Below are 25,818 nucleotides of genomic sequence, written 5' to 3' on the forward strand. Positions count from 1 at the left end.
CTGATGCGTTGTCACGCGGGCTACTAGATAATCGCGCGCTATGGGGATCAGCGTTCGCTGTTCCATTTTTGACTTAGGTAGAGACTTGTCTGGATCCGATTGGGGAATCATTTTGCCCCAGCGGAGTCGGAACAATGCTCGCCAACCTGGCATATAGATAGCTGGCCGTTGGTTTTTTGATCTGTTTTCGGCGAGGGTTGCTCGTGATTGTTAGTCCCTGTAATGCAGCAAAAATGTCTGCCAAACGCATGCGAAGTGCCCTGGTAGCCGGCTCGGCGCTCCTGTGCCTGCTCAGCGCCGGCCAGCTTTGGGCGTTCAATCTTGACGATGTATCAGCCAAGGCTAAAGAGCTGGCCGGGCAGAAGTTCGAAGCCCCGCGCAGCAACCTGCCGAACGAATTCCGTGACATGAAGTTCGCGGATTATCAGAAAATCCGCTTCCTCACCGAAAAGGCTGAGTGGGCCGATCAGAAGACCCCGTTCAAGCTGTCCTTCTATCACCAGGGCATGCACTTCGATACGCCGGTGAAAATCAACGAAATCACGGCGAACACCGTCGAAGAGATCAAATACGATCCGACCCGCTTCGATTTCGGCGACCTCAAGTTCGATCCGAAGGCCACTGAACAACTGGGCTACGCCGGTTTCCGTGTGCTGTACCCGATCAACAAGGCTGACAAGCAAGACGAAATCATGACCATGCTCGGCGCGAGCTACTTCCGCGTCGTCGGCAAGGGTCACACTTACGGTCTGTCGGCCCGTGGTCTGGCGATCGACACGGCACTGCCGTCGGGCGAAGAATTCCCGCGTTTCCGCGAGTTCTGGATTCAGCAGCCGAAGCCGGGCGACAAGCACCTGGTGATCTTCGCCCTGCTTGATTCGCCGCGCGCCACCGGTGCCTATCGCCTGATCCTGCGTCCGGGCAGCGACACCATTGTCGACGTCAAGGCGCAGATGTTCCTGCGTGACAAGGTCGGCAAACTGGGCATCGCGCCGTTGACCAGCATGTTCCTGTTCGGCGCCAACCAGCCGTCGAAAGTCCTCAACTACCGTCGTGAACTGCACGACTCCAGCGGTCTGTCGATCCACGCCGGCAACGGCGAGTGGATCTGGCGTCCGCTGAACAACCCGAAACACCTGGCCGTGAGCAACTTCAGCGTCGAGAACCCGCGTGGTTTCGGTCTGCTGCAGCGTGGCCGCGACTTCAGCCACTACGAAGACCTCGACGACCGCTACGACAAGCGCCCAAGCGCCTGGATCGAGCCGAAGGGCGAGTGGGGCAAGGGCACCGTTGATCTGGTAGAGATTCCGACCGCCGATGAAACCAACGACAACATCGTTGCGTTCTGGAGCCCGGAAACCATGCCGGAACCAGGCAAGCCGCTGGACTTCGCCTACCGTCTGCACTGGACCATGGACGAAGCGGCGATTCACGCCCCCGACAGCGCCTGGGTCAAGCAGACCCTGCGTTCGACCGGTGACGTCAAGCAGTCGAACCTGATTCGTCAACCGGATGGCAGCGTTGCCTACCTGGTCGACTTCGAAGGTCCATCGTTGGCGGCTCTGGCCCCGGATGCCGACGTACGCAGTCAGGTCAGCGTTGGCGATAACGCCGAACTGGTCGAGAACAGCGTGCGTTACAACCCGGAAACCAAGGGCTGGCGCCTGACCCTGCGGATGAAGATCAAGGACGCGAGCAAGTCCACCGAGATGCGCGCCGCCCTGGTTCAGCCAGTGGTCACCGCTGATCTGGCCAAGTCTTCGGTACCGGCGTCGAATTCGTCGGTGGCCAAGGCGGACAAGGTCGCGGCCAAGCAACAAGAGAAGGAAGAGAAGGAAGCCAAGGCAGCCGAAGCCAAACAGGCCGACGCCAAGCCAGCCGCAGATGCCAAGGACAAGGCCAACAAAGACGCCAAGCAGCCAGCGGCTGCGAACGCGGCCCCAGCCACACCGGAATCGGCACCGACTGAAGAAGTCCTGACCGAGACCTGGAGCTATCAGTTGCCTGCCGATGAGTAACTCTCAAGTACAGCCAGAGACTCTGTCCGAGTATCTGGCGCATCTGCCGATGACCGACGAGCAGCGCGCGGAACTCGCGGGCTGCCAGTCCTTCAGCGAACTGCACCAGCGCCTGTCGTCGTCAACGTTCGACGCCCCTGCCGAAGCCGCCCAGGCTTCGGTGGGCAAGCGCCTGACCCTGAGCACCGCCGAAGAGCTTGAAGACGCGGAGATGCTGGTGCTCGACGCCAGCGGTCGGGTCAGCATGAAGGCGACGCCGCCCATCCGTCGGACCAAAGTCGTGCCGGAGCCATGGCGCACCAATATTCTGGTGCGTGGCTGGCGCCGCCTGACCGGGCGCACCAATCCGCCACAGCCGCCGAAGGACGAAAACGTCTTGCCGGCGGCGCGCTGGCGCACCGTGGGTTCGATCCGTCGCTACATTCTGTTGCTGCTGATGCTCGGCCAGACCATCGTTGCCGGCTGGTACATGAAAGGCATCATGCCGTACCAGGGCTGGTCGTTCGTCGATCTGGACGAAGTGCTGCACCAGCCGCTGCTGCAAACCGCCACGCAAGTGCTGCCGTATGCGCTGCAGACCAGCATCCTGATCCTGTTCGGGATTCTGTTCTGCTGGGTCTCGGCCGGTTTCTGGACGGCACTGATGGGCTTCCTCGAGTTGCTCACCGGTCACGATAAATACCGTATCTCCGGCAAAAGTGCGGGCAACGAGCCGATTCCGAAAGACGCCCGTACTGCGCTGGTAATGCCGATCTGCAACGAAGACGTGCCTCGGGTATTCGCCGGTCTGCGCGCCACCTTCGAGTCGGTCGCCGCTACCGGTGATCTGGATCGCTTCGACTTCTTCGTCCTCAGCGACAGTAACGACACCGATATCTGCGTCGCCGAGCAACAGGCCTGGCTGGACGTCTGCCGTGAAGCCAAGGGCTTCGGCAAGATCTTCTATCGCCGCCGTCGCCGCCGTGTGAAACGCAAGAGCGGCAACCTCGACGACTTCTGCCGTCGCTGGGGCGGTGACTACAAGTACATGGTCGTGCTCGACGCCGACTCGGTGATGAGCGGCGAGTGCCTGACCAGTCTGGTACGCCTGATGGAAGCCACGCCGGACGCCGGGATCATCCAGACCGCGCCGCGTGCGTCGGGCATGGACACCCTGTATGCACGCATGCAGCAGTTCGCCACCCGTGTTTACGGTCCACTGTTCACCGCCGGTCTGCACTTCTGGCAGTTGGGTGAATCCCACTACTGGGGTCACAACGCGATCATCCGCATGAAGCCGTTCATCGACCACTGCGCCCTGGCGCCGTTGCCGGGTAAAGGTGCGTTCTCCGGGGCAATCCTGTCTCACGACTTCGTTGAAGCTGCGCTGATGCGCCGTGCCGGCTGGGGCGTGTGGATTGCCTACGATCTGCCGGGCAGCTACGAAGAACTGCCGCCGAACCTGCTCGACGAGCTCAAGCGTGACCGTCGCTGGTGCCACGGCAACCTGATGAACTTCCGCCTGTTCCTGGTCAAAGGCATGCACCCGGTGCACCGCGCGGTGTTCCTGACCGGCGTGATGTCGTACCTGTCGGCGCCGTTGTGGTTCTTCTTCCTGGTGCTGTCCACCGCGCTGCTGGCGGTGAACACGCTGATGGAGCCGCAGTATTTCCTGGAACCGCGTCAGCTTTATCCGCTGTGGCCACAATGGCACCCGGACAAGGCGATCGCGCTGTTCTCGACGACCATCGTGCTGCTGTTCCTGCCGAAACTGCTGAGCATCATCCTGATCTGGGCCAAGGGCGCGAAAGAGTTCGGTGGCAAGTTCAAGGTGACCCTGTCGATGCTGCTGGAGATGTTGTTCTCCATGCTGCTGGCGCCGGTACGGATGATTTTCCACACCCGTTTCGTCCTCGCCGCATTCCTCGGCTGGGCCGCGACCTGGAACTCGCCGCAGCGTGACGACGACTCCACGCCATGGAGCGAGGCGGTCAAGCGCCACGGTCCGCAGACCCTGTTGGGCTTCTGCTGGGCACTGCTGGTGATCTGGCTGAACCCGAGCTTCCTGTGGTGGCTGGTGCCGATCGTCGGTTCGCTGATGCTGTCGATCCCGGTGTCGGTGATTTCCAGCCGTGTCGGTCTGGGCCTGAAGTCCCGTGACGAGAGCCTGTTCCTCATCCCCGAGGAATACAATCCGCCACAGGCGCTGCTGGCGACCGACCAGTACACCCACGAAAACCGCTGGCATGCACTGAATGACGGCTTCATCCGCGCCGTGGTCGATCCGCAGCAGAACGCCCTGGCGTGTTCGCTGGCGACGGCCCGTCACGGTCAGGCCGAGCCGATCGAGTGGCTGCGTCAGGAGCGTGTGCGTCACGCCCTCAAGGCGGGTCCGGCAGCCCTGAGCAATCATGATCGCCTGCAACTGCTGAGCGATCCGGTGGCCCTGGCGCGTCTGCACGAGCTGGTCTGGGCCGAAGGTCACAACGAGTGGCTGGATGCCTGGCGCGCTTCGGTGAAAGCCGATCCGCATGCGCCGCTGTTGCCTTTGCGACCGCTGAGCGTGCAGGCTCAACCGGCCTGATAAAAAAGATCGCAGCCTTCGGCAGCTCCTACAGGGTTATGTACACACCTGCAGGAGCTACCGGAGGCTGCGATCTTTTGCTTTTGAAACCCTCCCCGTAACAACAAATCCCGGCAAAAAACCTTGTGCAAACGGACGAGTGCGTTAGCATCCGTCCCCGAATTGGCGCACCCGGGCATTTTTGCCCATCACGGCTGGTTTTCGCGCCGCACATGCAATGGTTTTGGGGACTTGAAGATGAAGAAGTATCTGTCGATGCTGCTGGTCGGCGTCACGGCACTGGTTGCAGTCAATGCGGCGCACGCCGGTGCAATCGATGACGCGGTCAAGCGCGGCACGTTGAAAGTCGGTATGGATCCGACCTACATGCCGTTCGAAATGACCAACAAGCGCGGCGAGATCATCGGCTTCGAAGTCGACATCCTCAAAGCCATGTCCAAGGCCATGGGCGTCAAACTCGAACTGGTGTCCACCGGTTACGACGGGATCATCCCGGCCCTGATGACCGACAAGTTCGACGTGATCGGCAGCGGCATGACCCTGACTCAGGAACGCAACCTGCGCTTGAATTTCAGCGAGCCGTTCATCGTGGTCGGCCAGACTCTGCTGATCCGCAAGGAGCTGGAAGGCACCATCAAGTCCTATAAAGACCTGAACACCGCCGACTACCGCATCACCTCCAAGCTCGGCACCACCGGTGAGATGGTCGCCAAGAAGCTGATCGCCAAAGCCAAGTACCACGGCTACGACAACGAGCAGGAAGCCGTGCTCGACGTGGTCAATGGCAAGGCCGACGCCTTCATCTACGACGCGCCGTACAACGTGGTCGCGGTGAACAAGGTCGGCGCCGGCAAACTGGTGTTCCTCGACAAGCCGTTCACCTACGAGCCGCTGGCCTTCGGTCTGAAAAAGGGTGATTACGACAGCATCAACTTCATCAACAACTTCCTGCACCAGATCCACGAAGACGGCACCTACGATCGCATCCATGACAAGTGGTTCAAGAGCACCGAGTGGCTCAAGGACATGGAATAAGCCCGGTCGTTGTGGCGAGGGAGCTTGCTCCCGCTCGGCTGCGAAGCAGTCGTAAACCGGTTGACTCGTTCTACCCGACGTTGCGCGGTGGCTGATTTCAGGGCTGCTGCGCACCCCAGCGGGAGCAAGCTCCCTCGCCACAGAGGGAGCGAGCATCCTGATCGATATGGATTTGCTCTTAGATGAAACAGAAAAAAGCCCAATGGCCCTGGCACGTCCTGACCGTGCTGGTGCTGGTCGGCCTGGCGGGCGCGTTGTATTACGCCACGTCGCTGATGTCCTACGAATGGCGCTGGAACCGCGTACCGCAGTACTTCGCCTATCAGGCCGAGGAAACCCAGCGCGCCGCTGACATCTCCACCGTCACCGAACTGGTGCGCAAGGGCGGTAGCGCGCAGGTCACCCTGCGCAACGATGCCGGTGACGAGCAGCACCTGACCGTGGACGAGAACAGCCTGCAATTCGCGCAGGGCGACGATGTGGCCGAAGGCGACGTCGTGGGTGTGACCCGGCACTGGGCGGCAGGGCCGCTGCTGTGGGGCCTTTGGACCACACTGTGGCTGTCGGTGGTGTCGGGCGTACTCGGTCTGCTGATCGGTCTGGTCACCGGGCTGTGCCGCCTGTCGAGCAACCCGACCCTGCGCGACCTGTCGAGCATCTACGTCGAACTGGTGCGCGGTACGCCGCTGCTGGTGCAGATCTTTATCTTCTACTTCTTCATCGGCACGGTGATGAACCTGTCCCGCGAGTTCGCCGGGATCGCCGCGCTGTCGCTGTTTACCGGCGCCTACGTGGCAGAGATCATCCGTTCCGGCGTGCAGTCGATTGCCCGCGGGCAGAACGAAGCGGCGCGTTCGCTGGGTCTGAGCGCCGGCCAGTCGATGCGCCATGTGGTGCTGCCGCAAGCGTTCAAACGCGTGCTGCCGCCGTTGGCCGGGCAGTTCATCAGCCTGGTCAAGGACACCTCGCTGGTGTCGGTGATTGCGATTACCGAGCTGCTGAAAAGTGGTCGTGAAGTCATCACCACCTCGTTCTCGCCGTTCGAAATCCTGTTCTGTGTCGCCGGCCTGTACCTGTTGATCAACCTGCCGCTGTCGAAAATCGCCAGCCGGCTTGAGCGGAGGCTCGCGCAAAGTGATTGAAGTCCGCGATCTGGTAAAAGTCTTCGACACCCGTGGCCAGGTAGTCCGGGCGGTGGATAACGTCACCACCACGGTGGCCAAGGGCGAAGTGCTGGTGGTGATCGGCCCGTCGGGCTCGGGCAAATCGACCTTCCTGCGCTGCCTCAACGGCTTGGAAGAGTTCGACTCGGGTTCGGTGAGCATCGACGGCCTGCAACTGGCTGACCCGAAAACCGACGTCAACGCCTACCGCCGCGAAGTCGGCATGGTGTTCCAGCACTTCAACCTGTTCCCGCACATGACCGTGCTGGAAAACCTCTGTCTGGCGCAGAAGGTCGTGCGCAAGCGTGGGCAGAAGGAAAGCGAGGCCAAGGCCCTGGCGTTGCTGGAAAAGGTTGGCATCGCGCAGAAGGCGCGGGAATACCCGTCACGCCTGTCCGGCGGTCAGCAACAGCGCGTGGCGATTGCCCGGGCGCTGGCGATGGACCCGAAAGTGATGTTGTTCGACGAACCTACGTCGGCCCTCGACCCGGAAATGGTCGGTGAAGTGCTGGACGTGATGAAGAACCTGGCCGTGGAAGGCATGACCATGGTTTGCGTCACCCACGAAATGGGTTTCGCCCGGGAAGTGGCGGACCGGGTGCTGTTCTTCGATCACGGCAAACTGCTGGAAGATGCTTCCCCGGCGGAGTTCTTTGATGCTCCGAAGGATCCGCGGGCGCAGGCGTTCCTGCGGCAGGTCTTGTAAAGCAAAAAAGATCGCAGCTTTCGGCAGCTCCTACAGAGTCATGTGTACACCTGTAGGAGCTGCCGAAGGCTGCGATCTTTTGCTGTGATGCTTAGACCTTGAACCGCCCCACCAGCATCTGCAGATGCGTCCCCAGCCGCGCCAGCTCAACACTCGACGCCGCCGTTTCTTCACTCGCCGCCGACGTCTGATCCGACACATCCCGCACATTCAGCACACTGCGGTTGATCTCTTCAGCCACGGCACTCTGCTGCTCGGCCGCCGCGGCGATCTGCTGGTTCATCGCCTGAATCGCCGACACGGTACGGGTGATGCTTTCCAGTGAGCCCCCGGCACGGCGGGTCAGTTCGACGCTGCTGTCGGTCAGGCTGCGGCTGTTGTCCATGATCGTCGCCACTTGCTGGGTGCCGTTCTGCAGGCCGACGATCAGCTCTTCGATCTCTTCGGTGGACTTCTGCGTGCGCTGGGCGAGGCTGCGCACTTCATCGGCAACCACCGCAAAACCACGCCCGGCCTCACCGGCACGCGCTGCTTCGATGGCGGCGTTGAGCGCCAGCAGGTTGGTTTGCTGGGCCACGGACTTGATCACGTCGAGCACGCTGCCGATCTTGTCGCTCTCGCGTTTGAGTTCGCCCATGGCTTCGGTGGAGTGGCCGACTTCGACGGCCAGACGCTCGATCTGCGCGATGGCTTCACCCACCACCTTGTCGCCTTCACGGGCTTGCTGGTCGGCGGCCACGGCGGCTTCGGAAGCCTCCTCGGCGTTGCGCGCGACTTCCTGCACGGTGGCGGCCATTTCGTTCATGGCGGTGGCGACCTGGTCGGTCTCGACTTTCTGATTGTTGACCCCGGCGCTGGTCTGCTCGGTGACCGCCGACAGTTCCTCGGCGGCGCTGGCAATCTGCGTGACGCCGTCGCTGATGCCACCGATCAACTCGCGCAGGCCTTGGGTCATACTCTGCATCGAACGTTGCAACTGGCCGAGTTCGTCGCGACGCTGCGACACCAGGTTGTGGGTCAAGTCGCCGGCAGCCACACGCTCGGCGACTTTCAGGGTCTGGTTCAGCGGAATGATGATCTGCCGGGTGATCGCCCATGCGGCCAGCAAACCGAAGGCCACGGCGAGTAGGGTGGCGATGATCAGCATGTTCTTGGCGTGCGCGGTATCGGTATCGCGCACCACGGTTTGTGATTCGGTGAGCTTCTTGCTGAGGTCGAGGAGGATGTCGCCCTGAGCCGTCATGGTTGCCCCGGCCTTGGCATTGTTCACCTGCGAGTCGCGGAACTGAGCGACCGCCGCGCGATAAGCCTTGATCGAGTCGGTGGCCTGTTGCAGGTTGGCGATGTGCTGTTCGGGCAGTTTCGCCGGCAGGCTGTCGAGGTTTTTCAGTGCATTGTCGATGGCGTCCAGCGCTGGCTGCTCCGCCTCGGCCTTGCCGCTGTAGGTGTAGCCGCGCACCTGATAGCGCGCTTGCTGCAACAGTTTGCTCAGTTCGATCACGCTGTTGAATTGCGCGACGCTGTCACCCTGCAGCATGGATTTCTCGACTTCCGAGACTTTGGCCACGGCATTGTCGGCACTGGCGCCGAGCTTGCTGCGCGCGTCCTCACGCTGCACGGTGGCCTGTGTCATGTCGGCGAAGGCACGTTTGTACTCGGCGACAGCGGCCAGTTGCTGATCGACCATGGCCGCATCTGAGGGCTGCTCGATCAGGTCGCGCGCGGTTTGCAAGCCGCTGGCGAGTTTGGCCAGCAACTCGTTGACCGCGCCCGGGCCTTGTTCGCCACGACGCGCTTCATAGTCCAGACGCGCCAGGCGCAGGTCCTTGGTCAGCTCGTTGAGGCTGGAGATGAAGCCGAGCTTGTCGCCACGGCTGATGATGCCGCCCATGCCGGTCCAGCCGGTAAAGGTAATCAGCAGGGTGAGCAACAGCACCAGGCCGAAACCGATGCCCAGCTTGCGTTTGACGCTGACGTTCCCAAGATTCTCGGCTAACCAACGGTACATGCGACGACTCCCCTCGGACCACTAATTGGACTTATGGGGACTGTATCGGCTGGGTGATGGCAATCTGTAACCCGATTTGTCCGACACCGCCACTCTGTAGGAGCTGCCGCAGGCTGCGATCTTTTGATCTTGCTGTAAAAAACAAAATCAAAAGATCGCAGCCTGCGGCAGCTCCTACACAGGGGCGGTGTGTCAGAACAGGCGGGCGAGCAGGGCGGTGACGGCGGTTTCGACGCGCAGGATGCGTTCGCCCAGTTGCACCGGTTGCAGCCCGGACTTGCCCAGCAGGTCGATTTCGTAGGGGATCCAGCCGCCCTCGGGGCCGATCGCCAGCGTCACCGGTTCGCTTGATGCCCGTGGGCACGGCGGGTAATTGCCGGGATGGCCGACCAGGCCGAGAGTGCCTTCGCTGATCGCCGGCAGGCGATCTTCGACGAACGGCTTGAAGCGTTTCTCGATGATGATCTCCGGCAGCACGGTATCGCGGGCCTGTTCGAGGCCGAGGATCAGGTTCTCGCGAATCGCTTCCGGCTCGAGAAACGGCGTCTGCCAGAAACTCTTCTCGACCCGGTAGCTGTTGACCAGAATCACCTTCGACACGCCCATGGTCGCCACGGTCTGGAACACTCGCCGCAGCATCTTCGGCCGTGGCAGGGCCAGCACCAGGGTCAGCGGCAGTTTGGCCGGCGGTGGTTGATCGAGGGTGACACGCAACTCGGCTTCGCCAGCTTCAAGGCGCAGCAGTTCGGCCGAGCCCATCAAGCCATTGATCCGTCCCACCCGCAGGCTGTCACCGACTTGCGAGCGGTGTACTTCCTGCATGTGGGTCAGGCGCCGGTCACGCAGCACGACGCGGTCGGCCGCGATGAAGTCGGCCTCTTCGAGCAGCAGCAGGTTCATGCCTGGGTCGCTGGCGGCTGGTCGTTGTGATCGTCGGCTGGCGTTTCGTCCGGGCGTTCGCGCTTGCTGATCAGGCCGCCGAACAGAATGCCGATTTCAAACAGCATCCACATCGGTACCGCCAGCAGGGTCTGCGAGAAGATGTCCGGCGGGGTGAGGATCATGCCGACCACGAAGCAGCCGATGATCACGTAAGGGCGAATCTTCTTCAGGTATTTGACGTCGACCACGCCGATCCACACCAGCAGCACCACGGCCACCGGAATTTCGAACGCGACGCCGAAGGCGAAGAACAGCGTCATCACGAAGTCGAGGTAACTGGTGATGTCGGTCATCATTTCCACGCCGGCCGGGGTGGCGGCGGCGAAGAACTTGAAGATCAGCGGGAACACGAAGTAATAGGCGAACGCCATGCCGGTGTAGAACAGCAGGATGCTGGACACCAGCAGCGGCACAGCGATGCGCTTCTCATGCTTGTACAGGCCCGGCGCGATGAAGCCCCAGATCTGATGCAGGATCACCGGAATCGCGAGGAACAGCGAGACCATCATCGTCAGCTTCAGCGGCGTCAGGAACGGCGACGACACATCCGTGGCGATCATCGTCGCACCAGCCGGCAGGTACTGGCGCAGCGGCGTCGAGACGAAGGTGTAGATCTGCTGGGTGAACGCGAACAACCCGGCGAAGATGATGAACACCGCCGCCACACAACGCAGCAGGCGGGTGCGCAACTCGGTGAGGTGCGATACCAGCGGCATGTGCTGGTCGTTTTCGGGAAGATCGCTCATGGGGCTCGTGGCGGCAATGTAGGGTCGTGAGGGGCCGGCGCTAAGGGCGCGGCGGCTGGAGCAACGTGTTCAACCGAGATTTCTGCAGATGCGGGCACCGTTTCTGCCTGTGTGGCAACGGGTGCAGGTGTCACCGGAGCGACTGCGGCAGGGCTGTGAATCGTCTGCTCACCCACATGCTCAACCGGGGTCGGCTCTTGCTGAACCGGCGTGAAAATCTTCCGCGCCTCCTGCTCCAGCGACAGAATGTGCTCGTTGTGCAGTTGCCGACGGATCTCGTCGGCACCGATTTCACGTTCAACTTCCTGTTTGATCGCGTTGAAGCTGCGCTTCAGCCGGCCGACCCACAGGCCAGCGGTGCGCGCAGCGCCCGGCAGACGCTCGGGGCCCAGCACCAGCAGGGCGACGAGGCCGACGAGCAGCAGTTCAGAGAAGCTGATACCAAACATTTGTCAGTCTCACACGTCTTTGCGGATCGGCTCTTCGACTTTCTGCGCCTGCACGTCGATGGTGTGCGGCGGGTTGGCCTGAGCGGTGGCTTGCGGCTGCACCGGTGGTACTGGCTGCGCAGGCGTCACGGTCGGATCGGCGGCTGGCTTTTCGTCATCGTTCATGGCTTTGCGAAAGCCCTTGATCGACTCGCCGACGTCGGTGCCGAGGTTTTTCAGTTTCTTGGTGCCGAACACCAGCACCACGACTACCAGAATGACGATCCAGTGTTTCCAGTCAAAAATGCCCATGTTGCTGTTCCTCTCTAAAAATTGTTCAGGCGGACGGACGCGAGGCTTTCTCGACGTGTCCGGACAGGCCGAAGCGACGATCCAGTTCATCCAGCACGGCCTGCGGATGCTGCCCCAGTTGGGCGAGCATGACCATGCTGTGGAACCACAGGTCGGCAGTTTCGTAGATCACATCGCTGCAGTCACCGCTGATGGCGGCGTCCTTGGCGGCAATAATGGTTTCGACCGACTCTTCGCCGACTTTCTCCAGAATCTTGTTCAGGCCCTTGTGATACAGACTAGCTACATATGAGCTGTCGGCCGCTGCGCCTTTGCGCTCTTCAAGTACCTGAGCGAGGCGGGTCAGGGTGTCACTCATGTTTGTGTCCTGCGGAATAGATGGCGTGCGGGTCTTTCAGAACCGGGTCGACCGTTTTCCAGTCGCCGTTTTCGTAGACGCGGTAAAAGCAGCTTTGACGGCCGGTATGGCAAGCGATGTCGCCGATCTGTTCGACCATCAGGATGATCACGTCGGCGTCACAGTCCAGACGCATTTCATGCAGGGTCTGTACATGGCCGGACTCTTCGCCCTTGCGCCACAGCTTGCCACGGGAACGTGACCAGTAGATTGCACGGTTTTCCGCAGCGGTCAGTTCCAGCGCTTCGCGGTTCATCCAGGCCATCATCAGCACGCGTCCGGTCTTGTGATCCTGGGCAATCGCCGGCACCAGGCCGTCAGCGTCCCACTTGATCTCGTCCAGCCAGTTTTTCATCTTCGACTCCGACAGCGAACCCGTACTTCAATAGTCGGGTTCAGGCGTTGAAACAGTGTGCCAGCCGATCAGCAAACTGGCTATCGGCGAACGACCAGATACAAGCCGACGGCCACCATGATGCCCGCCGGCCAATGCCCCAGTTCGTGCAGCGGGCCACCGGCGGCGAGGATCGTGCCGCCGGCCAGATGCGCGCTACCGAGCAGGCGCAGGAACCAGTCGTCCTTGCGTTTGTGCCACGGTGGCGGCGGATCGTAGGCGTGCGGTTGCGACATGCGTTCGAGCAGATCGCGGGCCATGTTGGCCAGGTGCGGCAGTTGCTCGAACTGGCTCTGCACGTTGCCGAGCAAGGCTTTCGGGCTGACGCGCTCGCGCATCCAGCGCTCGAGGAACGGCTGCGCGGTGTTCCACAGATCCAGATCCGGATATAGCTGACGGCCGAGGCCCTCGATGTTCAACAGGGTCTTTTGCAGCAATACCAGTTGCGGCTGGACTTCCATGTTGAAGCGTCGCGCGGTCTGGAACAGGCGCATCAGCACCTGACCAAATGAAATATCTTTTAACGGTTTTTCGAAGATCGGTTCGCACACGGTACGGATCGCCGCTTCGAACTCGTTGAGCTTGGTTTCCGCCGGCACCCAGCCCGAATCGATGTGCAACTGCGCCACGCGGCGGTAGTCGCGCTTGAAGAAGGCGAACAGGTTGCGCGCCAGGTAGTCCTGGTCTTCCGGGGTCAGGCTGCCGACGATGCCGCAGTCGATCGCAATGTACTGCGGGCTCCACGGGTTGACGGTGCTGACAAAGATGTTGCCCGGGTGCATGTCGGCGTGGAAGAAACTGTCGCGGAACACCTGGGTGAAGAAGATCTCCACGCCGCGTTCGGCGAGCATTTTCATGTCGGTGCGCTGGTCGGCGAGGGTCGCCAGATCCGTCACCTGAATCCCGTAGATGCGCTCCATCACCAGCACTTTCGGCCGGCACCAGTCCCAATAGACTTGCGGCACATAGAGCAGCGGAGAGCCTTCGAAGTTGCGCTTCAACTGGCTGGCGTTGGCCGCCTCGCGCAGCAGGTCGAGTTCGTCGTAGATGGTTTTTTCGTAGTCCTGCACCACGTCCACCGGGTGCAGCAGGCGGGCGTCGGCGGAGACCTTTTCGGCGGCGCGGGCGAGGATGAACAGCCACGCCAGATCCTGGGCGATCACCGGTTTCAGGCCCGGGCGGATCACCTTGACCACCACTTCTTCGCCGGTTTTCAGCTGCGCGGCATGCACCTGCGCCACCGAGGCCGAGGCCAGCGGTTCGACGTCGAAACGGCTGAACACTTCGCTGATCTTCTTGCCCAGCTGTTCTTCGATCAGCTTGATCGACAGCTGCGAATCGAACGGCGGCACGCGATCCTGCAGCAGCATCAGCTCGTCGGCGATGTCTTCCGGCAGCAGATCGCGGCGGGTCGAGAGAATCTGCCCGAACTTGATGAAGATCGGCCCCAGATCCTGCAGCGCCAGACGCAGACGCGCGCCACGGCTCAACTCCAGCGGCTTGCGCGGCAACCAGCGCCACGGCAGCACGTAGCGCAGCGCCAGGAGAAACCAAGGCAGCGGCAGGTCGAACAGCAGGTCATCGAGGCGGTAGCGGATCACGACGCGCTGGATGCGCAACAGACGGCGGACGGCGAGCAGCTTCATGCGTTATCGCTTGGGTCGAGGGATCGGGAAAGGCGCTCGAAACGCGCCTCGAGACGTTCCAGATCAAGTTTGATCCGGTCCAGTTCGCTGAATCGCGCTTCGGCTTCGCGCTGCCCGACGAGGGTGCGCGATTCTTCGGCGAGGTATTCGGCGAGGTTCTGGTTGAGGCTGGCAAATCCTTGTTGATACCAGCGTGCGCGGCTGCGCAGGTGACCGCCAATCAGTTGCGTGGCGACCGGGCCGAGCCAGCGCGAGAGTTCGTACTCCCAGTCCAGCTCGAGGTCCTGCAGCACCCCGGCCAGCTCCAGCAGCACGCCGCTGTCACCGTCGAGCTCGACTTCCGGGGCGTGCAGCACCGCGGTCTTGTCCTTGCTCACGGCCAGTTTCAGCAGGCTCGACGCCGGGGCGCGCAGGGTGCAATCGACGCCGGTTTCCCAGTGCGAGGCGAGCATCAGTCCTTCATCGCTGGGCAGGATGAACAGTTGCAGCGCCGGGCTGCGGCAATCGACGGCAATCACCTTGCCAGTCAAATGCGCCAGCCGCGGCAGCGCCGTGCTGTCGAGACGCAGCACCCGGTTCAGACCGAGTTCGACGCTGGCAAGCAGCCCGGTGAGTAACATCAGGGCTTGATGCCGCGGTGCAGGGCGACGATGCCTGCGGTCATGTTGTGATAGGTCACGCGGTCGAAACCGGCGTCGACCATCATCGACTTCAGGGTTTCCTGATTCGGGTGCATGCGGATCGATTCGGCCAGGTAGCGATAGCTTTCCGAATCGTTGGTGATCAGCTTGCCCATCAGTGGCATGAAGGCGAACGAGTAAGCGTCGTAGGCCTTGGACATCAGCGCGTTGGTCGGCTTGGAAAATTCCAGCACCAACAGGCGACCGCCAGGCTTGAGCACGCGCAGCATCGAGCGCAGCGCATCTTCTTTGTGCGTCACGTTGCGCAGGCCGAAGGCGATGGTCACGCAGTCGAAGTGGTTGTCCGGGAACGGCAGCTTTTCGGCGTCCGCCTGAACGAATTCGACGTTGCCCGACACACCCAGATCCAGCAGGCGGTCACGGCCGACCTTGAGCATCGATTCGTTGATGTCGGCCAGTACCACCTGACCGGTCGGGCCAACCAGGTGCGAGAATTTCCTGGTCAGGTCACCGGTGCCGCCGGCGATGTCGAGCACGCGGTTGCCTGCACGCACACCGGACAGTTCGATCGCGAAACGCTTCCATAGACGGTGCATGCCGCCCGACAGAAGGTCGTTCATCAGGTCGTACTTGGCGGCTACGGAGTGGAATACCTCAGCGACTTTTTCCGCTTTCTGGCTTTCCGGAACGTTTTTGAAGCCGAAGTGTGTGGTGGGTTCGGCATCGCTGCCTTTGCGCTGATCAGTCATATCGCTGTCACCAAAAGAGAATGCGCGACATTCTAATCCCCAAGCCATGCTTTGTCTTGGAATGGCTAAAGGTAAGATGGGCGACTTTCGGGACGATTTGCCGCAGACGCGGTCAAGATTTACCGTCACCCATTCATCAAGCAGGAGTCATTCGATGGCCAAAATCAGTGTTGAGCGTGCCCACAGCCTGGGCAAGGAAGCCGCCCGCGAGAAGGCCGACAAGCTGGCGCAGAAACTCTCCGATCAATATGGCCTGGAGCCGCAGTGGTCGGGCGACACCCTGAACCTCAAGCGCTCGGGCGTGAAAGGCGCGGTGCATGTGGCTGACGATTCGATTCGCGTCGACGTGGAACTGGGCATCATGATGTCGGCCATGAGCGGCATGATCAAAGCCGAGATCGAGAAGGCGCTGGACAAAGCCCTGGTCTGAACATCAAAAGATCGCAGCCTTCGGCAGCTCCTACAGGGGAATGTGTGCCCCTGTAGAAGCTGCCGAAGGCTGCGATCTTTTCATTCAGGCACCCCTCATTTATGTCAGTTGTTAGGGTGCCGTTTCTAATTTTTCTCCCTACTTTGTGCCTGAGCCCGACACATCTGCGGGCAGTTCCTCAAACCTTCTGCGCGTGAGGTGCACCATGGCCAAAGTCATTCTGAAGAAAAAAATCGACGCTTCGACTTCTACTCTGAGCGACGTCAAATCCTATGCCCGCAAGATCTGGCTGGCAGGCCTGGGTGCCTACGCCAAGGTCGGCCAAGAGGGTAGCGACTACTTTCAAGAGCTGATCAAGGCTGGTCAAACTGTTGAAAAGAAAGGCAAAAAGGCCGTCACCGAAAAACTCGAAGCCGCCAACGCCGAGATCGACGAAGCCAGGGATGAAGTCAGCTCGTTCAAAGGTCGCGTCGAAGTTCAGCTCGACAAGGTCGAGAAGGCGTTCGACTCCCGTGTAGCAAGCGCCTTGAATCGTATCGGCATTCCGTCTAAACATGACGTTGAGGCACTCTCTGCTAAGCTCGATGAGCTGACGGCATTGCTCGAACGCGTCGCGCGTAAATCTTAAGGAGAACGGGATGGCTGGTAAAAAGAACACCGATAAAGAAGGCAGCTCGTGGATTGGGAAAGTCGAAGACTACTCCCGCAAAATCTGGCTGGCTGGTTTAGGCGTGTACTCGAAGATCGACACTGACGGCAGCAAGCTCTTCGAGTCACTGGTCAAAGACGGCGAGAAAGCCGAGAAGCTCACCAAGTCTGCAGTCGGCAAGAAAGTCGATGCCGCCAAGGACTCCGCTTCTTCGGCCAAGTCGCGCATCAGCGGCGTGAAAGATCGCGCACTGGGCAAGTGGGACGAGCTGGAAGGGGCTTTTGACAAGCGCCTGAACAGCGCGATTTCGCGCCTGGGTGTGCCTAGCCGCAATGAAGTCAAAGCGCTGCACAGCAAGGTCGAGACCCTGACCAAGCAGATCGAGAAACTCACTGGCGAGAAGGCGCGTCCGGTAGCGGCGAAAACCGCTGCGGCCAAACCAGCCGCTAAAACTGCAGCGGCAAAACCGGCAGCCAAAACTGCTGCCAAGCCATTGGTCAAAGCGGCTGCCAAACCGGTGGCGAAGGCTAAAACAGCCGTTAAATCCGTAGCGAAAACGGCTGCCGCCAAACCTGCTGCGAAAGCAGCGGCCAAGCCGGTTGCAGCCGCCAAGGCAGCTGCGAAGCCTGCCGCTAAAACCGCGGCGAAGCCAGCAGCCAAGCCAGCAGCCAAGCCAGCAGCCAAGCCAGCAGCGAAAACCGCAGCCGCAAAACCGGCTGCCAAGCCAGCGGCCAAACCGGCTGCGGCGAAAAAACCGGCGGTGAAAAAACCGGCCGCGCCGAAAGCCGCCGCGCCAAAACCGGCAGCTCCGGCAGCCAAGCCTGCTACCCCGGCAACCCCGGCCAGCGCATCGAATTCGGCCACTGCACCGACCCCGGTAGCTACCCCGACTGCAGCATCGACCCCGTCGACGCCAACCAGTCAGTCCTGATTTTTCAGGGCAAAACAAAACGCCCGGCCTGTGAAGGTCGGGCGTTTTTGTTTGTGCAGATAATCTCCAAACCACTGTAGATCACTGTGGGAGCGAGCCTGCTCGCGAAAGCGGTGTGTCAGCTACATGGATATCAACTGACAGGTTGCATTCGCGAGCAGGCTCGCTCCCACAGGGGGGGCAATGTGTAGCCCATTCAGTCGTGATCTTCGAGGTATTGCAGGGCCATCCGTTCGGTGGCGACTTTCACCGGCGGCAGCAGATGCGGCGCCACGAGCATCATGATCTGGTACACCACCAGTTTGACCTCGCCCTCGCGATCGAGAATCCGCTGATAGTCCAGCGAGAACAGCAGGGTCATGGTGATCTGCTCCACCAGTTGCCCCAACGCCTGGGTATCACTGACCAGTTGCCCCGAAGCCTTCAACCGCGCCAGCAATGACGCCAGCGTACGCTTGAGCGCGTTGAGCAGGTTGCGAATGCCCTTTGCCAGTTTCGGCAGGCGCCCGGCGAGGTTCGACAGGTCCTGGAACAGAAACCGGTACTGCGCCAGGCGCTCGACGATCAGGTGCAGAAACAGCCAATAATCCTCCGGTGCCAGCTCGACGTCCGACGGCGGATCGAGCAGCGGCGCCAGTTCGTTCTGGAAGCGTTCGAACAGGCCGAGAATCAACGGCTCCTTGCCGTGGAAGTGGTAGTAGAGGTTGCCGGGGCTGATCCCCATTTCGTTGGCAACTTCCATGGTGGAGACGTTGGGCTCACCCTTTTCGTTGAACAGTTGCAGGGCACATTCGAGAATCCGGTCGCGGGTTTTCATCCAGTCTTCTTAGAAAAGTTCGGTTAAGCGTCAGCGCACATGCACGTAGGTGCCGGGTGCTGCCTCCATCGGTGGATAGTTCGGGTTGCCGAGGGTAAACGTGGTTTCGTGCTGCGTGCCGGAGCGCTGCTGTATCCACTCCAGCCACTGCGGCCACCAACTGCCGTCGACGCGCTTGGCGTCGTAGTACCAGGCGCGCGGATCGCTGCTCAGCTTGCCGTTCTCGACGTAATTGGCTTTCGGGTTGCTCGGCGGGTTGAGGATGCTTTGCACATGACCGCTGTTGGACAGCACGAAACGCCGCTCACCGCCGAGCAGCAGGGTCGAGCGGTACACCGCGTCCCACGGCGTGATGTGGTCGTTCATGCCGGCCACGCTGAAGCTGTCGACGGTGACTTTCTGCAGATCGATCGGCGTGCCACAGACTTCCAGGCCGCCCGGGTGGGTCAGCGGGTTGTGCTTGAAGAAGTCCAGCAGGTCGCCGTGGAACGCGGCGGGCAGGCGGGTGTTGTCGTTGTTCCAGTAGAGGATGTCGAAGGCCGGCGGCTCCTTGCCGAGCAGGTAGTTATTGACGAAGTAGCTCCAGATCAAATCGTTGGGGCGCATCCAGGCAAACACCTTGGCCATGTCGCGACCGTCGAGCACGCCTCGCTGATAGGAGCGGCGTTTGGCTGCTTCGATGGTCTGTTCGTCGGCGAACAGAGTGGTCGGGGTTTCGATCTCGCTGTCGAGCAGGCTGACCAGATAGGTCGCACTGGAGATCCGTCGCAGCTGCCGCTTGGCTTGCAGATGACCCTGTAGCGCGGCGATGGTCAGGCCACCGGCGCAGGCACCCATCAGGTTGACCTCGCGCGCGCCGGTGATCGCCCGGCAGATGTTCATCGCTTCTTCCACCGCCTCGACATAGGTCGACAGGCCCCATTCGCGATGGCGCACGTCCGGGTTGCGCCAACTGATCATGAAGGTCTGCAGGCCGTTTTTCAGCGCGTACTGGACGAAGCTGTTGTGCGGGCTGAGGTCGAAAATGTAGTACTTGTTGATTTGCGGCGGCACCACCAGCAGCGGCTTGGCGTACTGCTTTTCGCTCATCGGCTTGTACTGGATCAGCTCGAGCATCTCGTTGCGAAACACCACGGCGCCAGTGGTGGTGGCGACGGTCTTGCCGACTTCGAACGCCTGCTTGGTAACCTGGCGTGGCAGGCCATCGTTGTGCAGCAGATCATCGAACAGATGGCTCAGGCCGCGCACCAGACTCTGGCCGCCGGAATTGAACAGCTCCTTGACCGCCAGCGGATTGAGCAAGGTATTGGAGGGCGCGACGGCGTCGTTGAGCAGGGTGAACGCGAAGTGCGCGCGAGCGCGGTCGTCCTCGCTCATGCTGCTTTCATCGATCCAGCTCTTGACCTGTTTCTGCCAGGCCAGATACGCCTGCAGGCTGCGCCGGTAGAACGGATTGAGACTCCACGCCGGGTCGGCGAACCGCGCGTCCTGCGGGTTGGTCGGGTGCAGGGTTTCACCGAGCAGCACGCGACCGAGCTGGCCGCCGAGTTTCAAGGCGTGCTTCGCGCTGTGAATCGGGTTGCGCAGACCGTGGGCGGCGACGCTGCGCAAGGTCGAGAGCAAGTCCCGCCCACGCAGGCCGGTCATTGCACTTTGTGCATTGATGAACACGGCGGGACTGGGCACTACGCCCGTCGCAGGTTTGTCGCGCATGACTCAACACTCCTTCGTCTTCAGGTCAAAAACAAACTCACCGAACCAGAACACCATAGTCGCAGTTACGGGTTGCTGCCTGCGCGGCGTCCTGCCGCGCACGTTGTTCAAAACCCTGCATAAAGCCTGCCGCCGTGATTTATCCGCCCAGCGGGGTCGGGTGCGGGTGCATCACGGCGCGCTGCCGTTCCTCCTCAAGGAATTTCATGATGATCGGCGCCACGGCTTCGGCGCGGGTGATCAGGAACAAATGACCGTCGTCGATGATGTGCAGCTGGGCGTTGGGGATCCGCCAGGCGAGCATGCGCATGTTGATCAGCGGGATCAGCGGATCGTCGTCGCCGGCCAGCACCAGGGTCGGCTGATGGATCTTGTGCAGCCAGTGAATGCTGGTCCAGCCGAGGCCGGCGAACAGCTGCCAGTAGTAACCGAGCTTGCCCGCCGAACGCACTTTCGCCGCATGGCTGGCGGCCAGCGTCGGGTCGCGGCGGAACGAGCCGCCGTAGATCAACGGCGCTATGCGGATCACGTGCGATGGCTGGATGTAACGGCGTGGGCTGGCCATCATCCACAGCACTTTCGGCTTGCCCGGCACCATGAAGGCGCCGGCTGCGGTCGCCGCCAGCACCAGTTTCTTGCAGCGTTCGGGGTAGTCGTGGGCGAATTGCTGCGCCAGCGCGCCGCCCCACGACACGCCGATCACGTTGACCTGACCGTAGTCGAGGTAGTCGAGCATCCGCGCCGTCAGCTTCGCCAATCCGGGAAAGCGATACGGCCGGTTGGGCGTCGACGAGCCGCCGACACCGGGCACGTCAAAGGCGATCACTTCCAGATCCGGGTCCAGCGCCGCGACAAACGGAAACACCAGCTCCAGGTTGGCGCCGATGCCGTTGAAAATCAGCAAGGGCGTCAAATGAGGCTTGCCGGGGCGTACCGCGGTGCGGAGGGTCTGCCCATCCAGATCGACGGTACGAAAAATGAACGGTTGCGGCATGCTTCAGGCCCTGTGGATTAATTCATCCCCGCTCCCCCTGTAGGAGCTGCCGAAGGCTGCGATCTTTTGACTTTGATTCTGAAAACAAGATCAAAGGATCGCAGCCTTCGGCAGCTCCTACAGGGAGGGCGAGGTGTCAGTTACCGCTCATGTACATAAGTGCCCGGCGAGGCCTCGCCTGCCGGGTACGCCTTGTTGCCCAGTTTCAGTGGTGCCTTTTTCAGATTGCCCGAGCGCTCGGCCTGCCACGCCTGCCAGTACAGCCACCAGGAGTCGGTGTGCTTGGTCGAGTTCTCTTGCCAGTCGTCGGCATTGGCGGCCATGCCTTCGCTGGTCATGTAGCGCGATTTCGGGTTGCCCGGCGGGTTCAGAATGCTCTGGATATGCCCGCTGCTCGACAGTACGAACTCGACCTTGCCGCCAAACAGTTGCGCCGACTTGTAGCAGGATTTCCACGGGGTGATGTGGTCGTTGGTGCCGGCCAGCGAGAAGATGTCGGCGGTAACCTGTTTGAGGTCGATCGGCGTGCCGCACACTTCCAGTGCATTGGGGCGGATCAGTGGGTTGTTTTTGAACATCTCGATCAGGTCGCCGTGGAACGCTGCCGGCAACCGGGTGGTGTCGTTGTTCCAGAACAGGATGTCGAACACCGGCGGCTCGTTGCCGAGCAGGTAGTTGTTGACCCAGTAGTTCCAGATCAGGTCGTTGGGGCGCATCCACGCGAAGACCTTGGCCATGTCTTTGCCTTCGAGCACGCCGGCCTGGTACGAGTGGCGCTTGGCGGTCTCGAGGGTCTGCTCGTCGACGAACAGGGCGACGTCGCTGTCCAGGGTGGTGTCGAGCACGCTGACCAGCAGGGTCAGCGCGTTGACCTTGTTCTGGCCGAGGGCGGCGTAGTGGCCGAGCAGCGCGGTGCAGGTGATACCGCCGGAGCAGGCGCCGAGCATGTTCACGTCTTTGCTGCCGGTGATAGCCGTGACCACGTCGACTGCTTCTTTCAGTGCATCGATGTAGGTCGACAGGCCCCACTCGCGCTGCGCCTTGGTCGGGTTGCGCCAGCTGACGATGAAAGTCTGCACGTTATTGCGCAGACAGAAGCGTGCCAGACTCTTGTCCGGGCTCAGGTCGAACACATAGAACTTGTTGATCTGTGGCGGCACCACGAGCAGTGGACGCTCGTGGACTTGCTCGGTGATCGGCTTGTACTGGATCAGCTCCAGCACGTCGTTGCGAAACACCACCGCGCCTTCGGTCACGCCGAGGCTCTTGCCGACCTCGAACGCGCCCATGTTGACCTGGCTCGGCATGCCGCCGTTGTGCACCAGATCCTTGGCCAGATGCGAGAGGCCGTCGAGCAGGCTTTTGCCGCCGGTCTCGAAGAAGCGTTTGACCGCCGCCGGGTTGGCGGCGGTGTTGGTCGGGGCCATGGCTTCGGTCATCAGGTTGATCACGAAGTGGCCGCGCGCGATGTCTTTGGGTGACAGGCTGCTGTCGTCGATCCAGGAATGGAGCTCCTTGCGCCACGCCAGGTAAGTCTGCAGATAACGTTTGTAGAGAGGGTTCTGGCTCCACGCCGGATCCGCGAAGCGACGGTCATCGCTGGCCGGTTGCAGTTCGGATTTGCCGAACAGCACGTTCTTCAGTTCGAGACCGAAATGGGTCACGTGCTTGACGCTATGGATCGGTTGTTTGATGGCCTGGGTCAGCACCATTCGAGCAGAGGCCAGCAGATCCTTTCCGCGCAGCCCAACGACGGGATTAAGCCCCAGGGTGTTTTCCGAGGCTTGGTACTTCAGGTCATCGTTATTCTTGTTACTCATCTACGACGCTCCATTGTCCTGAGACGAGTACCCGGTTTCTGCTGTGCAGTTCCACAGCCAATGCCAGGTACTACTGCTCGGGTGACCGTTAATTCTGCATAGCTGCTTTACAGTCGTAGAGCACTGCAGGGAACTTGCCAGCTCCATTGGTTACCCGAGTTTAATTTTTTTCGCAAGCAGGCCGATCCTCGGCCACACAGCAGAGCATTCAAACAGATGAATTTAGAAAATGCCCTCTAAAGAGCAAGAGTCTCGGACTAGAGCATCAGCTTGACGATTGACTGGTCCGGATCGCGGGTTTTCCCGGCCGCTTTGAGCTCAGCCAGATAATCGGCCCAGAGTGCGTCATGGCGTCGCCCCAGCTCGTAGAGATATTCCCAGGTGAACAAGCCGCTGTCGTGACCGTCGTCGAAGGTCAGTTTCAGTGCGTACTGACCGGCCGGTTCCAGGCCGCTGAGGCCGATATTGAGCTTGCCGAATTGCAGGATCGGTTTGCCGTGGCCCTGGACCTCGGCGGAAGGGGAATGCACGCGCAGGAATTCGGCGGGCAGGGTGTACTCCTCGCCGGACGCGTATTTGAGCGTCAGGGTTTTCGAGGCTTTGTGCAGTTTGATGTCGGTGGGGATCATGAGCAGGTTTCCGTCTTGTGCGGAACCTTGTGGGAGCGAGCCTGCTCGCGAATGCGGTGGTTCAGTCAACACAACGGTTGAATGTACTGCCGTCTTCGCGAGCAGGCTCGCTCCCACAGTTCCATTACATCTGTAAGAGTGACCTACAGGATATAACGGGACAGGTCTTCGTTCTGCGCCAATTCGCCAAGGTGGCTGTTGACGTACGCAGCGTCGATCAGGATCGGCTTGTCGTCATGCGCGCTGGCCAGGTCGCCGGCACTGAACGACACCTCTTCCAGCAGACGCTCGAGCAGCGTGTGCAGACGACGGGCACCGATGTTCTCGGTCTTCTCGTTGACCTGCCAGGCGATCTCCGCCAGACGCTTGATGCCTTCCGGCTGGAACTGGATGTTCAGGCCTTCGGTTTTCAGCAGCGCGCAATATTGCTCGGTGAGCGAAGCGTGCGGCTCGCTGAGGATGCGCTCGAAGTCTTCCGGGCTCAGCGCCTTGAGCTCGACACGGATCGGCAGACGACCCTGCAGCTCCGGCACCAGATCGCTCGGCTTGCTCAGGTGAAACGCGCCGGAGGCGATGAACAGGATGTGGTCGGTCTTGACCATGCCCAGTTTGGTATTGACGGTGCATCCTTCGATCAGCGGCAGCAGGTCGCGCTGTACGCCTTCACGAGAGACATCGGCGCCGCCAACGTTACCGCGCTTGGCGACCTTGTCGATTTCGTCGATGAACACGATGCCGTGCTGCTCGACCGCCTCCAGCGCCTTGGCCTTCAACTCTTCTTCGTTGACCAGACGCCCGGCCTCTTCGTCGCGCACCAGTTTCAGCGCTTCTTTGACCTTGAGCTTGCGCGCCTTTTTCTTGCCCTTGCCCATGTTGGCGAACAGGTTCTGCAGCTGGCTGGTCATTTCTTCCATGCCAGGCGGCGTGGCGATTTCGATGCCGGCCACCTCGGCGACTTCGATCTCGATTTCCTTGTCGTCCAGCTGGCCTTCGCGCAGGCGCTTGCGGAACAGTTGGCGAGTATTGGAATCGCTGCTCGGTGCTTCTTCATTGCTGAAGCCCATGCGTGCCGGCGGCAGCAGCGCGTCGAGGATACGGTCCTCGGCAGCGTCTTCGGCACGGTGACGCACTCGGGTCATTTCCTGCTCGCGGAGCATCTTGATCGCGGCGTCGGCCAGATCACGGATGATCGATTCGACGTCGCGGCCAACGTAGCCGACTTCGGTGAATTTGGTCGCTTCGACCTTAATGAAAGGCGCGTTGGCCAGTTTCGCCAGACGACGGGCGATTTCGGTTTTACCGACACCGGTCGGGCCGATCATCAGGATGTTTTTCGGGGTCACTTCAACGCGCAGCTCTTCAGGCAGCTGCATGCGGCGCCAGCGGTTGCGCAGGGCAATCGCGACGGCGCGCTTGGCATCGTCCTGGCCGATGATATGGCGGTTGAGTTCGTGGACGATTTCGCGGGGAGTCATGGACATAGTAATTGACGGTCCTCAAGCAGAAACAAGCCGTGGCACTTAGGCCGCGTCAGGCTTATTCAGCGAGATCCTGCTCCTCAATGGTCTGGGTGTGGTTGGTGAATACACAGATGTCGGCAGCGATGCCCAGTGCGGTTTCGACGATTTCACGGGCCGACAGGTCGGTCTTTTTCAACAGCGCGCTGGCCGCAGCTTGCGCGTAGGCGCCGCCGGAACCCATGGCGATCAGGCCGTCTTCGGGTTCGACCACGTCACCGTTGCCGGTGATGATCAGCGAGGCGTCCTTGTTGGCGACCGCGAGCATCGCTTCGAGGCGGCTCAGGGAGCGGTCGGTGCGCCATTCTTTGGCGAGTTCGACAGCGGCGCGGATCAGGTGGCCCTGATGTTTCTCGAGCTGGCCTTCGAAGCGTTCGAACAGGGTGAAGGCGTCGGCGGTGGCACCGGCGAAACCGGCGATGACCTGGCCGTGGTACAGGCGACGAACTTTCTTCGCGTTGCCTTTCATCACGGTGTTGCCGAGAGAAACCTGGCCGTCGCCGCCCATGACGACTTTGCCGTGGCGGCGGACTGAAACGATGGTGGTCAAGGGAAGAGTCTCCACGCAGC

25 protein-coding genes and 1 pseudogene are annotated in these 25,818 nt (G+C 61.1%); 8 read left to right on the forward strand and 18 right to left on the reverse strand.

Annotation, left to right across the window (positions count from 1 at the left end; all coding sequences use genetic code 11):
* Window positions 1-233 precede the first annotated feature (233 nt).
* The 5 genes from LOY52_RS01865 to LOY52_RS01885 all read left to right on the forward strand — a co-directional run bounded on the left by LOY52_RS01865 (window position 234) and on the right by LOY52_RS01885 (window position 7,485).
* Window positions 234-2,018, forward strand: coding sequence for a glucan biosynthesis protein G (locus LOY52_RS01865; protein ID WP_169842613.1), 1,785 nt, complete (start codon window positions 234-236; stop codon window positions 2,016-2,018).
* On the forward strand, window positions 2,011-4,581 hold the full coding sequence (gene mdoH, locus LOY52_RS01870; RefSeq protein WP_258677972.1) for a glucans biosynthesis glucosyltransferase MdoH: 2,571 nt from the start codon (window positions 2,011-2,013) through the stop codon (window positions 4,579-4,581). Before LOY52_RS01865 ends, mdoH begins: the two co-directional genes overlap by 8 nt.
* A 237-nt stretch (window positions 4,582-4,818) precedes the next feature.
* Complete coding sequence (locus tag LOY52_RS01875) at window positions 4,819-5,616, forward strand: transporter substrate-binding domain-containing protein (RefSeq protein WP_258677973.1); 798 nt, start codon at window positions 4,819-4,821, stop codon at window positions 5,614-5,616.
* A gap of 182 nt (window positions 5,617-5,798) precedes the next feature.
* Complete coding sequence (locus LOY52_RS01880; protein WP_108590858.1) at window positions 5,799-6,758, forward strand: amino acid ABC transporter permease; 960 nt, start codon at window positions 5,799-5,801, stop codon at window positions 6,756-6,758.
* On the forward strand, window positions 6,751-7,485 hold the full coding sequence (locus LOY52_RS01885; RefSeq protein WP_095137988.1) for an amino acid ABC transporter ATP-binding protein: 735 nt from the start codon (window positions 6,751-6,753) through the stop codon (window positions 7,483-7,485). Before LOY52_RS01880 ends, LOY52_RS01885 begins: the two co-directional genes overlap by 8 nt.
* Window positions 7,486-7,576: 91 nt before the next feature.
* Here LOY52_RS01885 and LOY52_RS27365 read toward each other — a convergent pair whose 3' ends face one another.
* From LOY52_RS27365 to ubiE, 11 genes and pseudogenes are all read right to left on the reverse strand, one after another.
* Entirely contained in the window at window positions 7,577-8,449 is an 873-nt protein-coding gene (locus LOY52_RS27365; protein ID WP_371915146.1) for a methyl-accepting chemotaxis protein, read from the reverse strand.
* A gap of 30 nt (window positions 8,450-8,479) precedes the next feature.
* Window positions 8,480-9,493 (reverse strand): annotated as a pseudogene (locus LOY52_RS27370) (methyl-accepting chemotaxis protein); the annotation flags it as partial.
* A gap of 192 nt (window positions 9,494-9,685) precedes the next feature.
* Window positions 9,686-10,393, reverse strand: a complete 708-nt coding sequence (locus tag LOY52_RS01895) for a 16S rRNA (uracil(1498)-N(3))-methyltransferase (RefSeq protein ID WP_258677977.1) — start codon at window positions 10,391-10,393, stop codon at window positions 9,686-9,688.
* Window positions 10,390-11,181 carry a twin-arginine translocase subunit TatC gene (gene tatC, locus LOY52_RS01900; RefSeq protein ID WP_408980416.1) on the reverse strand — a complete coding sequence of 264 codons (792 nt, stop codon included), beginning with the start codon at window positions 11,179-11,181 and terminating at the stop codon, window positions 10,390-10,392. The genes LOY52_RS01895 and tatC overlap by 4 nt, the downstream gene beginning before the upstream one ends.
* Entirely contained in the window at window positions 11,178-11,630 is a 453-nt protein-coding gene (tatB, locus tag LOY52_RS01905; RefSeq protein WP_258677978.1) for a Sec-independent protein translocase protein TatB, read from the reverse strand. Before tatB ends, tatC begins: the two co-directional genes overlap by 4 nt.
* Window positions 11,631-11,639: 9 nt before the next feature.
* Window positions 11,640-11,921, reverse strand: a complete 282-nt coding sequence (locus LOY52_RS01910; protein ID WP_003220847.1) for a twin-arginine translocase TatA/TatE family subunit — start codon at window positions 11,919-11,921, stop codon at window positions 11,640-11,642.
* 25 nt (window positions 11,922-11,946) lie between these two features.
* A complete protein-coding gene (locus LOY52_RS01915; RefSeq protein ID WP_003220849.1) occupies window positions 11,947-12,279 on the reverse strand; it encodes a phosphoribosyl-ATP diphosphatase in 333 nt (110 codons plus the stop codon).
* Window positions 12,272-12,673 (reverse strand): phosphoribosyl-AMP cyclohydrolase, encoded by a 402-nt coding sequence (hisI, locus tag LOY52_RS01920; RefSeq protein WP_003220851.1) that lies wholly within the window; start codon window positions 12,671-12,673, stop codon window positions 12,272-12,274. Before hisI ends, LOY52_RS01915 begins: the two co-directional genes overlap by 8 nt.
* An 80-nt stretch (window positions 12,674-12,753) precedes the next feature.
* Window positions 12,754-14,358 (reverse strand): ubiquinone biosynthesis regulatory protein kinase UbiB, encoded by a 1,605-nt coding sequence (gene ubiB, locus LOY52_RS01925; RefSeq protein WP_258677979.1) that lies wholly within the window; start codon window positions 14,356-14,358, stop codon window positions 12,754-12,756.
* A complete protein-coding gene (locus LOY52_RS01930) occupies window positions 14,355-14,978 on the reverse strand; it encodes an SCP2 domain-containing protein (protein WP_258677980.1) in 624 nt (207 codons plus the stop codon). Before LOY52_RS01930 ends, ubiB begins: the two co-directional genes overlap by 4 nt.
* Window positions 14,978-15,748, reverse strand: a complete 771-nt coding sequence (gene ubiE, locus LOY52_RS01935) for a bifunctional demethylmenaquinone methyltransferase/2-methoxy-6-polyprenyl-1,4-benzoquinol methylase UbiE (protein ID WP_150369480.1) — start codon at window positions 15,746-15,748, stop codon at window positions 14,978-14,980. Before ubiE ends, LOY52_RS01930 begins: the two co-directional genes overlap by 1 nt.
* A 154-nt stretch (window positions 15,749-15,902) precedes the next feature.
* Here ubiE and LOY52_RS01940 point away from each other — a divergent pair, with 154 nt between their 5' ends.
* The 3 genes from LOY52_RS01940 to LOY52_RS01950 all read left to right on the forward strand — a co-directional run bounded on the left by LOY52_RS01940 (window position 15,903) and on the right by LOY52_RS01950 (window position 17,758).
* A complete protein-coding gene (locus tag LOY52_RS01940) occupies window positions 15,903-16,178 on the forward strand; it encodes a polyhydroxyalkanoic acid system family protein (RefSeq protein WP_003220859.1) in 276 nt (91 codons plus the stop codon).
* Between the two features lie 205 nt (window positions 16,179-16,383).
* Window positions 16,384-16,806, forward strand: a complete 423-nt coding sequence (locus tag LOY52_RS01945; protein WP_258677981.1) for a phasin family protein — start codon at window positions 16,384-16,386, stop codon at window positions 16,804-16,806.
* A 10-nt stretch (window positions 16,807-16,816) separates the two neighbouring features.
* Complete coding sequence (locus LOY52_RS01950) at window positions 16,817-17,758, forward strand: phasin family protein (RefSeq protein ID WP_258677982.1); 942 nt, start codon at window positions 16,817-16,819, stop codon at window positions 17,756-17,758.
* A gap of 196 nt (window positions 17,759-17,954) precedes the next feature.
* Here LOY52_RS01950 and LOY52_RS01955 read toward each other — a convergent pair whose 3' ends face one another.
* The 7 genes from LOY52_RS01955 to hslV form a co-directional block, all read right to left on the reverse strand.
* Window positions 17,955-18,575 carry a TetR/AcrR family transcriptional regulator gene (locus tag LOY52_RS01955; protein WP_258677983.1) on the reverse strand — a complete coding sequence of 207 codons (621 nt, stop codon included), beginning with the start codon at window positions 18,573-18,575 and terminating at the stop codon, window positions 17,955-17,957.
* Window positions 18,576-18,605: 30 nt separating this feature from the next.
* On the reverse strand, window positions 18,606-20,288 hold the full coding sequence (phaC, locus tag LOY52_RS01960) for a class II poly(R)-hydroxyalkanoic acid synthase (protein WP_007961783.1): 1,683 nt from the start codon (window positions 20,286-20,288) through the stop codon (window positions 18,606-18,608).
* Between the two features lie 139 nt (window positions 20,289-20,427).
* Entirely contained in the window at window positions 20,428-21,282 is an 855-nt protein-coding gene (phaZ, locus tag LOY52_RS01965; RefSeq protein WP_027611303.1) for a poly(3-hydroxyalkanoate) depolymerase, read from the reverse strand.
* Window positions 21,283-21,422: 140 nt separating this feature from the next.
* Complete coding sequence (gene phaC / locus LOY52_RS01970; RefSeq protein WP_258677985.1) at window positions 21,423-23,102, reverse strand: class II poly(R)-hydroxyalkanoic acid synthase; 1,680 nt, start codon at window positions 23,100-23,102, stop codon at window positions 21,423-21,425.
* 257 nt (window positions 23,103-23,359) lie between these two features.
* Window positions 23,360-23,731: a DUF971 domain-containing protein gene (locus LOY52_RS01975; protein ID WP_258677986.1), complete on the reverse strand. Its 372-nt coding sequence runs from the start codon at window positions 23,729-23,731 to the stop codon at window positions 23,360-23,362.
* A 143-nt stretch (window positions 23,732-23,874) separates the two neighbouring features.
* Complete coding sequence (hslU, locus tag LOY52_RS01980; RefSeq protein ID WP_007968354.1) at window positions 23,875-25,212, reverse strand: ATP-dependent protease ATPase subunit HslU; 1,338 nt, start codon at window positions 25,210-25,212, stop codon at window positions 23,875-23,877.
* A 55-nt stretch (window positions 25,213-25,267) separates the two neighbouring features.
* Window positions 25,268-25,798 (reverse strand): ATP-dependent protease subunit HslV, encoded by a 531-nt coding sequence (hslV, locus tag LOY52_RS01985; protein ID WP_025110273.1) that lies wholly within the window; start codon window positions 25,796-25,798, stop codon window positions 25,268-25,270.
* Window positions 25,799-25,818 lie beyond the last annotated feature (20 nt).

Source organism: Pseudomonas sp. B21-051 (assembly GCF_024748795.1).
GTDB lineage: Bacteria > Pseudomonadota > Gammaproteobacteria > Pseudomonadales > Pseudomonadaceae > Aquipseudomonas > Aquipseudomonas putida_A.

What these genes read in the sequence shown, in the direction of transcription:
- LOY52_RS01865 (WP_169842613.1), top strand. Translation starts at nt 234, where the DNA reads ATGTCTGCCAAACGCATGCGAAGTGCCCTGGTAGCCGGCTCGGCGCTC.
- mdoH (WP_258677972.1), top strand. Translation starts at nt 2,011, where the DNA reads ATGAGTAACTCTCAAGTACAGCCAGAGACTCTGTCCGAGTATCTGGCG.
- LOY52_RS01875 (WP_258677973.1), top strand. Translation starts at nt 4,819, where the DNA reads ATGAAGAAGTATCTGTCGATGCTGCTGGTCGGCGTCACGGCACTGGTT.
- LOY52_RS01880 (WP_108590858.1), top strand. Translation starts at nt 5,799, where the DNA reads ATGAAACAGAAAAAAGCCCAATGGCCCTGGCACGTCCTGACCGTGCTG.
- LOY52_RS27365 (WP_371915146.1), bottom strand. Translation starts at nt 8,449, where the DNA reads ATGCAGAGTATGACCCAAGGCCTGCGCGAGTTGATCGGTGGCATCAGC.
- LOY52_RS01895 (WP_258677977.1), bottom strand. Translation starts at nt 10,393, where the DNA reads ATGAACCTGCTGCTGCTCGAAGAGGCCGACTTCATCGCGGCCGACCGC.
- tatC (WP_408980416.1), bottom strand. Translation starts at nt 11,181, where the DNA reads ATGAGCGATCTTCCCGAAAACGACCAGCACATGCCGCTGGTATCGCAC.
- tatB (WP_258677978.1), bottom strand. Translation starts at nt 11,630, where the DNA reads ATGTTTGGTATCAGCTTCTCTGAACTGCTGCTCGTCGGCCTCGTCGCC.
- LOY52_RS01910 (WP_003220847.1), bottom strand. Translation starts at nt 11,921, where the DNA reads ATGGGCATTTTTGACTGGAAACACTGGATCGTCATTCTGGTAGTCGTG.
- LOY52_RS01915 (WP_003220849.1), bottom strand. Translation starts at nt 12,279, where the DNA reads ATGAGTGACACCCTGACCCGCCTCGCTCAGGTACTTGAAGAGCGCAAA.
- hisI (WP_003220851.1), bottom strand. Translation starts at nt 12,673, where the DNA reads ATGAAAAACTGGCTGGACGAGATCAAGTGGGACGCTGACGGCCTGGTG.
- ubiB (WP_258677979.1), bottom strand. Translation starts at nt 14,358, where the DNA reads ATGAAGCTGCTCGCCGTCCGCCGTCTGTTGCGCATCCAGCGCGTCGTG.
- LOY52_RS01930 (WP_258677980.1), bottom strand. Translation starts at nt 14,978, where the DNA reads ATGTTACTCACCGGGCTGCTTGCCAGCGTCGAACTCGGTCTGAACCGG.
- ubiE (WP_150369480.1), bottom strand. Translation starts at nt 15,748, where the DNA reads ATGACTGATCAGCGCAAAGGCAGCGATGCCGAACCCACCACACACTTC.
- LOY52_RS01940 (WP_003220859.1), top strand. Translation starts at nt 15,903, where the DNA reads ATGGCCAAAATCAGTGTTGAGCGTGCCCACAGCCTGGGCAAGGAAGCC.
- LOY52_RS01945 (WP_258677981.1), top strand. Translation starts at nt 16,384, where the DNA reads ATGGCCAAAGTCATTCTGAAGAAAAAAATCGACGCTTCGACTTCTACT.
- LOY52_RS01950 (WP_258677982.1), top strand. Translation starts at nt 16,817, where the DNA reads ATGGCTGGTAAAAAGAACACCGATAAAGAAGGCAGCTCGTGGATTGGG.
- LOY52_RS01955 (WP_258677983.1), bottom strand. Translation starts at nt 18,575, where the DNA reads ATGAAAACCCGCGACCGGATTCTCGAATGTGCCCTGCAACTGTTCAAC.
- phaC (WP_007961783.1), bottom strand. Translation starts at nt 20,288, where the DNA reads ATGCGCGACAAACCTGCGACGGGCGTAGTGCCCAGTCCCGCCGTGTTC.
- phaZ (WP_027611303.1), bottom strand. Translation starts at nt 21,282, where the DNA reads ATGCCGCAACCGTTCATTTTTCGTACCGTCGATCTGGATGGGCAGACC.
- phaC (WP_258677985.1), bottom strand. Translation starts at nt 23,102, where the DNA reads ATGAGTAACAAGAATAACGATGACCTGAAGTACCAAGCCTCGGAAAAC.
- LOY52_RS01975 (WP_258677986.1), bottom strand. Translation starts at nt 23,731, where the DNA reads ATGATCCCCACCGACATCAAACTGCACAAAGCCTCGAAAACCCTGACG.
- hslU (WP_007968354.1), bottom strand. Translation starts at nt 25,212, where the DNA reads ATGTCCATGACTCCCCGCGAAATCGTCCACGAACTCAACCGCCATATC.